The sequence below is a fragment of the Bacillus sp. PK3-037 genome (assembly GCF_054161355.1).
In genome coordinates, this window is sequence record NZ_CP096408.1 from 94757 (window position 1) to 106988 (window position 12232).

A 12232-nucleotide genomic window follows, 5' to 3' on the forward strand; every position below is an offset into this window, starting at 1 on the left:
TGAATAAACCATAAAGATTCAAAGAATGTCTGACAGTTTTTCCATAAAAAAGAGACGGAGACATCTTCCCCGCCCATTTTCTACGCTGAATTTCTCTTTCTCTCTGTCTGAAGGACGTATCGATCGCGTCCTGCCCCGAGTCCTGCTGTTCCCATGACGATTAAAGCAGCAATAAGAAGCACAATCGGCATTGTCCATGAATGTGTCTGGTCAAAGAGATACCCGACAAAGATTGGCCCGACGGCTGCAAGAAGGTAGCCGAATGACTGTGACATGCCTGACAGCGCTGCAGCCTGATACGCATTTTCACTGCGGAGCCCAATGAGAGTGAGTGCCAGACTAATGCTGGAGCCTTGTCCGATACCGATAATCACCATCCAGATGGCAAGCATAGCATGGCTGCCGCCCGTTAATAATCCGCATAGACCGATCAGATAGACTGCGGTCAGCGCTGCAACGATCCCGCGCTGATGTTTCACGCGGTCAGCTAAAACCGGTGTCAGAAAAGTGGAAGGCAGACTCGCAAATTGCATGAGTGATACAAGCCATCCGGCGGTTGACGTATCAATCCCGTGTGAACGGAGAATCTCAGGAAACCAGGCGATACTGCTGTAAAATAAAAATGATTGCAGGCCCATGAAGATGGTGACGAACCATGCCACTTTGGAAGCCCAAATCGGGCTGGTTTTAAGCTGCGGCGTCTGGTTGGACGCATCCCGATGGCGCAGCTGAGGTACCCAAATCAGCAAGGCTAGACATGCCAGGCCTCCCCATAAAAGAAATCCCTGTTTCCATCCGCCATCCAACTGGGACGCTAAAGGAACGCTGAGACCTGATGCTAAAGCAGCGAATATATTCATTGATGTCGTATACAGGCTGATCATGATCCCTGGCTTTTCAGGGTATTTATGTTTGATTAAGCTTGGCAAAAGTACGTTTCCGATCGCAATTCCGATTCCGATGAGTGCCGTTCCGAAAAACAAAGCGGGGGTATAGCCGGCAGATCGAATCAAAACACCGATAAACAGTATCAGGAGACCAAGCCATAAGGTTCGCTCATTTCCGAGGCGCCGTCCGAGCTTAGGCGCGAGCGGAGAAAGAACGGCAAACGAAAGCAGCGGCAGTGCGGTCAAAAAACCGGCTGCCCCATTGGACATGTGCAGTTCGGTCCTGATGGAGCTGATGACCGGCCCGACTGAAGTGATTGCGGGTCTTAAGTTAAACGCGATAAAGATAATACCGGCAATCAGCCAAAACGATTGGATTTTTTTATTTTGTGGATGTGGCAAAGCAGTTACTCCTCTTTTCTAACATATACTTAATATCATTCCGATACATGTAAGCAAGTATGCGAGTGCAGGTTATGACTTGTCCTCTTTCTGCAATTCAGCCATTTTGGCAAGCAGAATATGCTGAGGCATATGCATGATCTGTTCAAGCGGCAGATTCAAAGACTCTGCAAGCTTTTGTGCAGTTTCAGCAGAAATTTGCAAAGGTCTCACAAAGATCCCTCCTCTCTTTTGTCCATTGTACAAGAATCAGATGTGAAACGTAAGAAGATATCACAAAGGGATGGTGCATTCGGAAAATGCCACTTATAAAAGAGATAAGGAGGGTTCATCATGAACAAACCGTTATCATTATTAAAACAAATGCTGTATGAGCATCAGATAGACACAGGGAAAGCTGTCACGTTGGAAGAATATATTGCATTGCGGCATAAGTTTCAGGAGCTGATGGGGAAATTTGCTTCATTTGAAGAGTGGGAGCTGTATCAAAAGGCGGCGGATCTCATGATGCGTATTGGATTCAAATGGATGGAATAACGTGTCGTACCCGCTAAAAAAAGCCCCGCGGCAGCGAAGGCTTTCAGTTTGTTAGAAAGTGAATTCATCTTCCACATTTTTATGCTGGTCATAAATCACAAGCTTCGCCGGACTGTTCTCTTTGGCTACCTGCTTCGCTTTTTCAATAGCGGCGTCTTTTGAGGTGTATAAAGCTGTAGGCGCCACATTCTCCACTTTGATAAACCAGCCGTCCGCATCGACGTTGGGTGTTACGGCGTATTTTTTCAGCATCATTCATTCCTCCCTCAAGATTTATCAGTTTTTTTCCCAGCCTGGCACTGTCCGAAACTATCCAATCTGCTGACTGAAAAAAATAGGAAACAAAGAATTTTTCTATTTTTTTTCTGGATAAATGGTAAAATGGAGTTTGGAGATTTTTTAATGAGAGGACGGTGCTTAGCATGACAGACCTTCTGAATGATCGGCTGCCGCCGCAAAATATAGAAGCCGAACAAGCCGTGTTAGGCGCTATTTTTTTACAGCCGTCTGCTTTAACACTGGCTTCAGAGGTATTGATTCCAGATGATTTCTATAGAATGTCCCACCAAAAAATTTATAATGCGATGCTGGTGCTCGGAGACCGCGGTGAACCGGTTGATTTAGTTACGGTGACGTCAGAGCTTGCCAACACGGACCTGCTGGAAGAAGTGGGAGGCATATCGTATCTGACTGATATCGCAAACTCGGTGCCGACAGCGGCTAACATAGAATATTACGCAAAGATCGTTGAGGAAAAATCAATTCTTCGCCGGTTAATCAGAACAGCGACAACCATCGCTCAGGACGGATATACCCGCGAGGACGAGGTCGAAGATTTACTCAGTGAAGCGGAAAAAACGATTATGGAAGTGGCGCAGCGCAAAAATACAAGCGCCTTCCAAAATATCAAGGATGTCCTTGTTCAGACGTATGATAACATTGAGCAGCTTCACAATCGAAAAGGCGATATTACCGGGATTCCGACAGGGTTTTCTGAGCTTGATCGGATGACTGCCGGATTCCAGCGCAATGACTTGATTATTGTGGCTGCCCGTCCGTCAGTAGGGAAAACGGCCTTTGCCTTGAACATCGCGCAAAACGTAGCGACGAAGACCGACGAGAGTGTAGCCATTTTCAGTCTAGAGATGGGTGCCGAGCAGCTCGTTATGCGTATGCTTTGTGCCGAGGGAAATATCAATGCCCAAAACCTTCGTACAGGAAATCTGACAGAAGAAGATTGGGGCAAGCTGACGATGGCGATGGGAAGCCTGTCCAACAGCGGAATTTATATCGATGATACACCGGGTATCCGTGTCAGTGAAATCCGCGCCAAATGCCGCCGTTTGAAGCAGGAAAGCGGTCTTGGCATGATTTTGATCGATTACTTGCAATTGATCCAGGGAAGCGGACGTTCAAAGGATAACCGTCAGCAGGAAGTATCAGAAATTTCCCGTGAACTGAAATCGATCGCCAGGGAGCTTCAAGTCCCTGTTATCGCGCTTTCTCAGCTTTCACGTGGCGTTGAGCAGCGTCAGGATAAACGTCCGATGATGTCTGATATCCGTGAATCAGGAAGTATCGAGCAGGATGCGGATATTGTCGCGTTCCTTTATCGTGATGACTACTATGACAAAGAATCTGAGAACAAAAACATTATCGAAATCATTATTGCCAAACAGCGTAACGGCCCGGTAGGAACCGTGTCTCTTGCGTTCGTAAAAGAATACAATAAATTCGTCAACCTGGAACGGCGTTTTGATGACGCAGGTGTTCCGCCCGGCGCGTAAACCCCAAGAGTTTCTTCTTGGGGTTTTTTCATCCAAAAGACTGAAGAGAAACCCAGCCACTTAGCGGATGTAGAAATGAAAGCGTTTTAATAAAATGAGACAAAAAGGAGAGGGTAACAATGAGAAATCGTTTTTCACAATTTCATGCCGCGCAAATTCGGATAGCAAGACCGACGGGCCGGCTTGATCAGATCATTCGCTTTTATGAAGAAGGGCTGGGCTTAGAACGAATTGGTGAATTTCATCAGCATAATGGGTTTGACGGAGTCATGTTTGGCCTCCCGCATACCGATTACCACTTGGAATTCACCCAGCATGAAGAGGAAAGAACAGCCCCCGTTCCCCACCCAGACAGCCTGCTCGTCTTTTATGTGCCGAGCGAAGAAGACATCAAAGCCATCACTGAAAAATTAAAAATCATGGGCTATCAGGAGGCTGAACCTGAGAACCCGTACTGGAGTCATGGAGGGGTGACAATTGAGGATCCAGACGGCTGGCGGATCGTGTTCATGAACACAAAAGGGATTTCAGGCAAGTGATTCTTTCTTCTGCTAAAGGATAAAAGTTTCATGAGCTTTTCAAGGCAAATCTTTAAGAAAACGCTTCTAAAGTCATTTAAAGCGAACGAATTTGGATTTTCAAGAATTTAATGTTCGGATTTACAATTGACTTTCTGTTTCTTCACTGATAAACTTGATTTGTTTGAATAGAATCGTTTTTGAAAGGTTAACGGAGGTGCACGGACATGTCTTCAGTAGTTGTAGTAGGTACGCAATGGGGCGATGAAGGGAAAGGTAAAATCACAGATTTCCTGTCAGAAAATGCAGAAGTGATCGCCCGTTATCAAGGCGGAAATAACGCAGGGCACACCATCAAGTTTGACGGAGTCACATACAAGCTACACTTAATCCCGTCTGGAATTTTCTATAAAGATAAGACGTGTGTGATCGGAAACGGAATGGTTGTAGATCCAAAAGCATTAGTCACAGAGCTTGCGTATCTTCATGAGCGCAACGTCAGTACAGATAACCTGAGAATCAGCAACAGAGCCCACGTGATTCTGCCGTATCATTTGAAGTTGGATGAAGTGGAAGAAGAGCGAAAAGGAGCAAACAAGATCGGCACAACGAAAAAAGGAATCGGCCCTGCTTATATGGATAAAGCAGCCCGTATCGGCATTCGTATCGCGGATCTGTTGGATCGTGACGCGTTTGCGGAGAAACTCGAGCGCAATCTTGAAGAAAAAAACCGTCTGCTTGAGAAAATGTACGAGACAGAAGGATTTAAAATAGAAGATATCTTAGATGAGTATTATGAATACGGACAGCAGATTAAGAAATATGTCTGCGATACATCCGTTGTTTTAAATGATGCGCTTGATGAAGGACGCCGCGTGTTATTTGAAGGCGCACAAGGGGTTATGCTTGATATCGATCAAGGAACATACCCGTTTGTTACGTCATCTAACCCGGTTGCCGGCGGTGTCACCATCGGTTCAGGTGTCGGCCCGACAAAAATCCAGCACGTAGTCGGTGTCTCAAAAGCCTATACGACTCGTGTCGGCGATGGTCCTTTCCCGACTGAGCTGAAAGACGAAATCGGCGATCAAATCCGTGAAGTCGGACGTGAATACGGAACAACAACAGGCCGCCCGCGCCGTGTCGGCTGGTTTGACAGTGTCGTTGTCCGCCACGCCCGCCGTGTCAGCGGAATCACAGATCTTTCATTGAACTCAATTGACGTGTTAACAGGTATTGAAACACTGAAAATTTGTGTGGCTTACCGTTACAAAGGAGAAGTCATCGAAGAATTCCCTGCAAGCCTTAAAGCACTTGCAGAATGTGAACCGGTTTATGAAGAAATGCCAGGCTGGACTGAGGATATCACAGGTGCGAAGAGCCTTAGCGAGCTTCCGGAAAACGCGCGCCACTATCTTGAGCGTGTGTCTCAGCTGACAGGCATTCCGCTTTCTATTTTCTCTGTCGGTCCAGACCGTTCACAGACAAATGTCCTTCGCAGCGTGTACCGTGCGAACTAAACAGAATACCCGCAAGCCCCTGTTTTCAGGGGTTTGTTTTTTGTTTGAAAACTGCAGATAAGTTGGTCTGAGAAAAAAATATGAAAAAAAACCAAAAAAGTTATTGCCACTTCTATTTGTTCGTGATATTATAAATCTCGTTGTTACGGAAACTGCTTCAATAGAGTACAAGATAAGAACTTGATCCAAGTCGTTTGCTCTATGAAAAATCCGGCATCTTAAGAGCCATTAGCTCAGTTGGTAGAGCATCTGACTTTTAATCAGAGGGTCGAAGGTTCGAGTCCTTCATGGCTCACCATTTTTGTGAAGGCCCGTTGGTCAAGCGGTTAAGACACCGCCCTTTCACGGCGGTAACACGGGTTCGAATCCCGTACGGGTCATTGATTTACTTTAGCGTTATTGCTAAATTCCTTATTTGTCTGCGAGAGTTGACACGACAGCTCTCCAGACAAATTACTGTAAGGTCCGGTAGTTCAGTTGGTTAGAATGCCTGCCTGTCACGCAGGAGGTCGCGGGTTCGAGTCCCGTCCGGACCGCCATTTTACTTTACTTAGTAGAGAAAAATAAATAATTTGGCTCGGTAGCTCAGTTGGTAGAGCAACGGACTGAAAATCCGTGTGTCGGCGGTTCGATTCCGTCCCGAGCCACTTACCAAACGCATCTGCAATCGTAGGTGCGTTTTTTCTTTATAAAAAAGAGAAACATGCGGAGTGTTATAATAGAAGAAAAAGGGAGAACCGGCCCTGCGGCCGGTTCAAAGAAGAAGACGTCAATAAAAAGACGCACGCAGGTGAGGGGAGGTTTCATTTAAATTATCTTTTTTAAGAAAAGTTGAAAAACATGACAAAAGATAGACAACTGGTGGATGAAGGTGAAACATGAGTTTTTTTCTAAACCTTTATTTTTTTTATCTTTTGACCTTAAACCGTTATAATAGACAAGGACCCATTGTTCTATTTGGGCCATAAGTGATGTAACGAATGTGATATAGATGAAATGAAGACCATTCGGCAGGAGGAAAATCAAAAATGATGGATAAAAAGATCCTTGTAGTAGATGATGAAAAACCGATTGCAGATATATTGGAATTTAACTTAAGAAAAGAGGGCTATGAAGTGCATTGCGCCTATGACGGAAATGAAGCCGTTGAAATGGTGGAAGAGCTTCAGCCTGATTTAATTCTTTTAGATATTATGCTTCCGAATAAAGACGGCGTTGAAGTATGCCGTGAAGTCAGAAAGAAATACGATATGCCTATCATTATGCTGACGGCTAAGGATTCAGAAATTGATAAGGTCATCGGGCTTGAAATCGGCGCGGATGACTATGTTACGAAACCATTCAGCACACGAGAGCTTTTAGCCCGTGTGAAAGCGAACTTGCGCCGCCAGCTGACAACAGCGCCAGCGGAGGAAGAATCATCTTCCAACGATATTCATATTGGCTCCCTTGTCATCTTCCCTGACGCGTATGTCGTATCAAAACGAGATGAAACAATCGAATTGACTCATCGTGAGTTCGAATTGCTTCATTATTTAGCAAAACATATCGGACAAGTGATGACACGTGAGCACTTGCTGCAAACGGTCTGGGGCTACGATTACTTTGGGGATGTCAGAACGGTTGACGTAACAGTGCGCCGCCTTCGTGAAAAAATTGAGGACAACCCGAGCCATCCAAATTGGATTGTCACACGCCGCGGCGTCGGTTATTACTTGAGAAACCCTGAACAGGACTAATGCCCAATGAATAAGGTTGGTTTTTTTCGGTCGATCCAATTTAAGATTACCTTGATTTATGTGCTTTTGATTATCATCGCGATGCAAGTCATTGGTGTGTATTTTGTCAATCAGGTAGAGAAGTCGCTGATTACCTCTTATGAACAATCGCTTAATCAGCGAATCGACAACCTTTCTTATTATATTGAGCAGGAATATAAGAGTGATAATGACAGCACCGTCATTAAGGATGATGTCAGCCGTATTCTGAATGACTTCACGAAGAGTGATGAGATTCGGGAAATTAGTTTTGTTGATAAAAGCTATGAAGTGGTTGGCTCTTCAAGGCCATATGGAGAAGAAGTTGCAGGGAAACAAACGACGGATCTCATTTTCAAAAGAATTTTTTCTACGAAACAGTCTTATTCTAGAAAATATTATGACCCGAAAAGCAAAATAAGAGTTCTCATCTCCGCAAAGCCCGTTACGACTGAAAACCAAGAGGTTGTCGGAGCGATTTATGTAGTAGCGAGCATGGAAGATGTCTTTGGCCAAATGAAGACCATCAATACGATACTGGCCTCCGGCACTGGCTTGGCCCTCGTTTTGACAGCCCTTCTCGGTATTTTTCTGGCCAGAACCATTACCCACCCGCTTTCAGATATGAGGAAGCAGGCAATGGAGCTTGCGAAAGGGAATTTCTCCAGGAAGGTTAGAAAGTACGGACATGATGAAATTGGGCAGCTTGCCACAACGTTTAATCACTTAACGAGAGAGCTTGAAGATGCTCAGGCAATGACAGAGGGTGAACGAAGAAAACTTTCCTCTGTTATTGCCTATATGACGGATGGCGTTATTGCCACAAACCGAAACGGCGCGATTATTCTCTTGAACAGCCCGGCGCTGGAGCTGCTGAACGTTTCACGTGAAACAGCCTTAGAAATGCCGATTACAAGCTTGCTGGGGATTCAAGAGAATTATACTTTTGAAGATTTAGTCGAACAGCAGGACTCTATGCTGCTCGAAATTGAGCGCGACGATGAATTGACAGTGCTTCGTGTCAATTTCTCCGTGATTCAAAGGGAGCATGGCAAAATCGACGGTTTAATTGCTGTCATTTACGATGTAACCGAGCAGGAGAAAATTGACCAGGAGCGCAGAGAGTTTGTAGCGAATGTATCACACGAGCTGCGGACGCCGCTTACGACCATGCGCAGTTATTTAGAGGCGTTAGCTGAAGGCGCGTGGGAAAATAAAGACATTGCACCGCGTTTCTTAATGGTGACGCAGAATGAAACAGAGCGGATGATTCGGCTTGTAAACGATTTGCTTCAGCTTTCTAAGTTTGACAGCAAGGATTATCAATTTAATCGTGAGTGGATTCAAATCGTCCGATTTATGTCGCTCATTATTGATCGTTTTGAAATGACGAAGGAACAGCATGTGGAATTTATTCGCAATCTGCCGGACAGAAACCTGTATGTGGAGATTGACCAGGATAAAATTACGCAGGTGCTCGATAATATTATTTCCAACGCTTTAAAATACTCACCTGAAGGCGGACATGTCACCTTCTCGATTGACGTAAATGAAGAGGAAGAACTTCTCTATATCAGCGTTAAGGATGAAGGGATCGGGATTCCGAAAAAGGATGTCGAAAAAGTCTTTGACCGCTTCTACAGGGTCGATAAAGCGAGAACGAGAAAGCTCGGCGGGACCGGTCTGGGACTTGCTATTGCCAGGGAAATGGTTCAGGCGCACGGCGGAGATATTTGGGCAGACAGTGTAGAAGGAAAAGGCACAACGATAACTTTTACTCTTCCATATAAAGAGGAACAAGAGGATGATTGGGATGAAGCGTGAAAATATAAAAACAATATTACTTACGGTACTCGTCGTCATCAGTCTTGTTTTTACATGGAGCATATGGACATTTCAGCCTAATTTCTCTGAAGACTCGTCATCAGCAGAGTCTACGGTGCGTGAGAAGCATAAAATTGAAAAAAATACCCAAAAGCTGTCTGAAACGGTAAAACCGCGGGAAATGTTTATTCATGATGACGGTGCTCATTATAAGGTCGATGATGAAACGCTTTATGATGAAGTCTGGTCAGATTTGCCGCATTGGGATGTAAAAGGCATTAAAGATATATCGGATCAATATGATAAGGCCGGATTCAAGAGCTGGTTTTATGGAAGAGGCGGTTCTGCTGCCAAGCTTGATCTGCAATTCAGTGACACGATACCTATTGATATTATTCAAACGCTGTTTAAATGGTCCAATCAATCGTTTGAATACAGCTCGTTTGATCATATTATGATCCCATTTGATGAAACAAAAACGAATAAGAAGATTTATTTGGTATCTTACAGCAAGCAGCTTATTCTGGAAGTGACGGTTGAATCTGCAAACTACCGGAATATCATGAGCGATTTAAAAAACAAAGAATCAAATATGCCTGCGTACAGCTTGTTCTCGATCGGCACAAAGAAAGAGTTTTTGCTGCCGAACAAATCGCTTACGATGGATAAAAAGGAATTTGTCACCGAATCAATTAAAACAAACACTTTTAAACAAGCGCTGTTCAGCGATCCGAGCATTGTAAGAGAAGATTCGAATTATAATAACAGAAATGTACTGACGGACGGCATCAGCCGTTTAGATGTCAGCCTGACCCAGCGGCAGGTTCAATTCCAGCAGCGTAATTTAGTGCAGAGCACTTCGTATCAAACAGGTGAATTAATCAAAAAGAGCCAGAAGTACCTAGAGGATACAGGAAGCTGGACGGATCACTACCAATTTTTTAATATCAACGACAGCCAGCAGCTGAGCTTCTATATCTTTATGGATCAGCTCCCGGTCATTAACAGCATGTCTAAACCGTTTGGCGGAACTTCGGCAATCACCCTCCAATGGGCCAATGACGATATTCTCAGCTATAAACGGCCGAACTACAGTCTTGGAACGAATCCGATTAAAACAAGTGAGACACAGCTGATGAGCGGCAGGGAAGTGAGGGCTCTTCTGTCCAGACAAACGGCGTATGATACGGACAAAATTGATCAGATTTTCCCTGCGTATCAGATGATCTCAACATCAACCAACGATGATCCTCTTGTTGAGCTTGAACCGATTTGGGCTATGAGAATAAATGGAAAAGTGGTGCCGATTACGAAGGAATTATTGATGAAGGAGGGGGCTGACAATGGAGTGGAATAAGACAAAAACAATCTTCATCGTTGCCTTCCTCATTTTAGATATTTTCTTAGGCTATCAGTTTTTTGAGAAGCAATCTAATAGTAAAGAATATGAAGTCATTAAAAATGATGTAGAGCATGACATGAAGGCAGACCATATCACGTATGAAGGTCTGGATAAAGAAGCGATAGAAGGCTATCGGATCACAGCCAATCAAAAAGTCTTCACGAAGGATGAGATTGAATCACTCAAGGATCAAAAGCCTATGATGGATATGCCTAGTGATGATCATAAAGTAACGAACTTAAAGATGAAGTTTACGAGCCCGATTGCCCTTTCAAAGAAAAACATAGAGGACGATGCACAGGCGCTTATGTCTTCTAAAATTCAAGATGGTGAAAAATATAAGCTTTGGAAGGTGGATAAATCTAAAAAAGAAATCATTTACTTCCAAACGTATGAAGGCCATTACATTTATCAGAAGACTGACAACTCCTCTAATATGATCGGACAAGTGATTTTGCACTTAAACGATAAAAACGAGGTTGTGTCATACGAGCAGTCGACGCTTGAAACCTTTAAGCAGATTCAGAAAGAAAACTTAATTACTGAGCTTGATGCGGTTGAATTATTGTACTATCAAAATCAATTAAAAGAATACTGCACCATAAAGAGTGTGAAATTCGGCTATGTGGCGCAATATCCGCTGACAAGCACGCAGGTGCTGGCTCCGGTATGGAGAGTCACGGTGGAGTATGATAAAAAAGTGAACGGCGAGAAAAAGAAAGTGCAAGAGTATTTTACTGTGAATGCTTTGGAGAGTACGATTTTAGATACAGATCAATCAAAATAATGGAGTGAACTGAAATGAGCTTGCAATTTAGCGTTCTTGCGAGCGGGAGTACGGGAAATGCGTTTTACCTGGAAACAGAGGATCACGCGTTTTTAGTGGACGCCGGTTTGAGCGGGAAAGCCATGGACGGATTAATGGCGCAAATCGGACGTAAGCTGGATGATGTGGACGGCATTTTTGTGACGCATGAGCATAGTGACCATATTAAAGGCCTCGGCGTCATCGCCAGAAAGTACAAGCTTCCGATCTATGCGAACGAGAAGACGTGGAGGGCGATGGAGAACCAGATCGGCAAAATTGATACCGATCAAAAGTTTGAGTTTCCGATGGAGACGGTGAAGTCGTTTGGCGGACTTGATGTAGAATCGTTTGGCGTCTCTCACGATGCGGCAGAGCCCATGTTTTATGTGTTTCATTGTAATGGGCGCAAGCTCGCGTTAATGACAGATACAGGGTATGTCAGCGACCGGATGAAGGGCATTATCCGCTCGGCGAATGTGTTCGTTTTTGAAAGCAATCATGATGTCGGCATGCTGCAAATGGGAAGATACCCTTGGAGCATTAAGCGGCGGATTTTAAGTGACGTCGGGCACGTTTCAAATGAAGACGCTGCGTTGGCGATGACTGATGTCATCGGCGACGAGACGTCTCGTATCTACCTCGCTCATTTGAGTCAGGACAACAATATGAAAGAGCTGGCCAGAATGTCTGTCCAGCAGACATTGGCTTCTAAAGGATTTGTGACAGGCGAAACATTTGATTTGTTTGATACCGATCCAAAAAAGGCTACTCCACTTTGCGCTGTATAATT

The 12232-nt window shown here is 44.4% G+C and carries 12 protein-coding genes and 4 tRNA genes; 13 read left to right on the forward strand and 3 right to left on the reverse strand.

From position 1 onward, the window contains the following. Nucleotides 1–80 precede the first annotated feature (80 nt). Together M1D69_RS00535 and M1D69_RS00540 are read right to left on the reverse strand one after the other, a co-directional pair. Nucleotides 81–1289, reverse strand: coding sequence for a CynX/NimT family MFS transporter (locus tag M1D69_RS00535; RefSeq protein WP_458104923.1), 1209 nt, complete (start codon nucleotides 1287–1289; stop codon nucleotides 81–83). 72 nt (nucleotides 1290–1361) lie between these two features. After that, nucleotides 1362–1502, reverse strand: coding sequence for a YycC family protein (locus M1D69_RS00540; RefSeq protein ID WP_003242786.1), 141 nt, complete (start codon nucleotides 1500–1502; stop codon nucleotides 1362–1364). Between the two features lie 120 nt (nucleotides 1503–1622). Here M1D69_RS00540 and M1D69_RS00545 point away from each other — a divergent pair, with 120 nt between their 5' ends. Further along, nucleotides 1623–1826: a hypothetical protein gene (locus M1D69_RS00545; RefSeq protein WP_458104922.1), complete on the forward strand. Its 204-nt coding sequence runs from the start codon at nucleotides 1623–1625 to the stop codon at nucleotides 1824–1826. 51 nt (nucleotides 1827–1877) lie between these two features. On the opposite strand, the gene M1D69_RS00550 is transcribed toward M1D69_RS00545, so the two are convergent. Next, nucleotides 1878–2078 (reverse strand): DUF2188 domain-containing protein, encoded by a 201-nt coding sequence (locus M1D69_RS00550; RefSeq protein ID WP_458106230.1) that lies wholly within the window; start codon nucleotides 2076–2078, stop codon nucleotides 1878–1880. 170 nt (nucleotides 2079–2248) lie between these two features. Between M1D69_RS00550 and dnaB the strand changes: the two genes are divergently transcribed. The 12 genes from dnaB to M1D69_RS00610 all read left to right on the forward strand — a co-directional run bounded on the left by dnaB (nucleotide 2249) and on the right by M1D69_RS00610 (nucleotide 12230). Then, nucleotides 2249–3613 (forward strand): replicative DNA helicase, encoded by a 1365-nt coding sequence (dnaB, locus tag M1D69_RS00555; RefSeq protein ID WP_024123520.1) that lies wholly within the window; start codon nucleotides 2249–2251, stop codon nucleotides 3611–3613. 119 nt (nucleotides 3614–3732) lie between these two features. Further along, nucleotides 3733–4152, forward strand: coding sequence for a VOC family protein (locus M1D69_RS00560; protein WP_458104921.1), 420 nt, complete (start codon nucleotides 3733–3735; stop codon nucleotides 4150–4152). Nucleotides 4153–4358: 206 nt separating this feature from the next. Then, complete coding sequence (gene purA / locus M1D69_RS00565) at nucleotides 4359–5651, forward strand: adenylosuccinate synthase (protein ID WP_256766555.1); 1293 nt, start codon at nucleotides 4359–4361, stop codon at nucleotides 5649–5651. A 222-nt stretch (nucleotides 5652–5873) separates the two neighbouring features. Continuing rightward, nucleotides 5874–5949, forward strand: a tRNA-Lys gene (locus tag M1D69_RS00570). 10 nt (nucleotides 5950–5959) lie between these two features. Beyond that, a tRNA-Glu gene (locus M1D69_RS00575) sits at nucleotides 5960–6031 on the forward strand. Nucleotides 6032–6113: 82 nt separating this feature from the next. Continuing rightward, a tRNA-Asp gene (locus tag M1D69_RS00580) sits at nucleotides 6114–6190 on the forward strand. Nucleotides 6191–6225: 35 nt separating this feature from the next. Then, nucleotides 6226–6298, forward strand: a tRNA-Phe gene (locus M1D69_RS00585). 384 nt (nucleotides 6299–6682) lie between these two features. Next, complete coding sequence (walR, locus tag M1D69_RS00590) at nucleotides 6683–7390, forward strand: cell wall metabolism DNA-binding response regulator WalR (protein WP_010332599.1); 708 nt, start codon at nucleotides 6683–6685, stop codon at nucleotides 7388–7390. A gap of 6 nt (nucleotides 7391–7396) precedes the next feature. Further along, nucleotides 7397–9232, forward strand: coding sequence for a cell wall metabolism sensor histidine kinase WalK (gene walK / locus M1D69_RS00595; protein ID WP_044160205.1), 1836 nt, complete (start codon nucleotides 7397–7399; stop codon nucleotides 9230–9232). Continuing rightward, nucleotides 9222–10589, forward strand: a complete 1368-nt coding sequence (gene yycH / locus M1D69_RS00600) for a two-component system activity regulator YycH (protein ID WP_458104920.1) — start codon at nucleotides 9222–9224, stop codon at nucleotides 10587–10589. Before walK ends, yycH begins: the two co-directional genes overlap by 11 nt. Next, complete coding sequence (locus M1D69_RS00605) at nucleotides 10576–11421, forward strand: two-component system regulatory protein YycI (protein ID WP_458104919.1); 846 nt, start codon at nucleotides 10576–10578, stop codon at nucleotides 11419–11421. Before yycH ends, M1D69_RS00605 begins: the two co-directional genes overlap by 14 nt. A 14-nt stretch (nucleotides 11422–11435) precedes the next feature. Beyond that, nucleotides 11436–12230, forward strand: a complete 795-nt coding sequence (locus tag M1D69_RS00610; RefSeq protein WP_458104918.1) for an MBL fold metallo-hydrolase — start codon at nucleotides 11436–11438, stop codon at nucleotides 12228–12230. Nucleotides 12231–12232: the final 2 nt, after the last annotated feature.

Bases quoted from the DNA above. Each gene is read 5' to 3' on its own strand.
- M1D69_RS00545 (WP_458104922.1), top strand. From the start codon at position 1,623: ATGAACAAACCGTTATCATTATTAAAACAAATGCTGTATGAGCATCAG.
- M1D69_RS00550 (WP_458106230.1), bottom strand. From the start codon at position 2,078: ATGCTGAAAAAATACGCCGTAACACCCAACGTCGATGCGGACGGCTGG.
- dnaB (WP_024123520.1), top strand. From the start codon at position 2,249: ATGACAGACCTTCTGAATGATCGGCTGCCGCCGCAAAATATAGAAGCC.
- M1D69_RS00560 (WP_458104921.1), top strand. From the start codon at position 3,733: ATGAGAAATCGTTTTTCACAATTTCATGCCGCGCAAATTCGGATAGCA.
- purA (WP_256766555.1), top strand. From the start codon at position 4,359: ATGTCTTCAGTAGTTGTAGTAGGTACGCAATGGGGCGATGAAGGGAAA.
- walR (WP_010332599.1), top strand. From the start codon at position 6,683: ATGGATAAAAAGATCCTTGTAGTAGATGATGAAAAACCGATTGCAGAT.
- walK (WP_044160205.1), top strand. From the start codon at position 7,397: ATGAATAAGGTTGGTTTTTTTCGGTCGATCCAATTTAAGATTACCTTG.
- yycH (WP_458104920.1), top strand. From the start codon at position 9,222: ATGAAGCGTGAAAATATAAAAACAATATTACTTACGGTACTCGTCGTC.
- M1D69_RS00605 (WP_458104919.1), top strand. From the start codon at position 10,576: ATGGAGTGGAATAAGACAAAAACAATCTTCATCGTTGCCTTCCTCATT.
- M1D69_RS00610 (WP_458104918.1), top strand. From the start codon at position 11,436: ATGAGCTTGCAATTTAGCGTTCTTGCGAGCGGGAGTACGGGAAATGCG.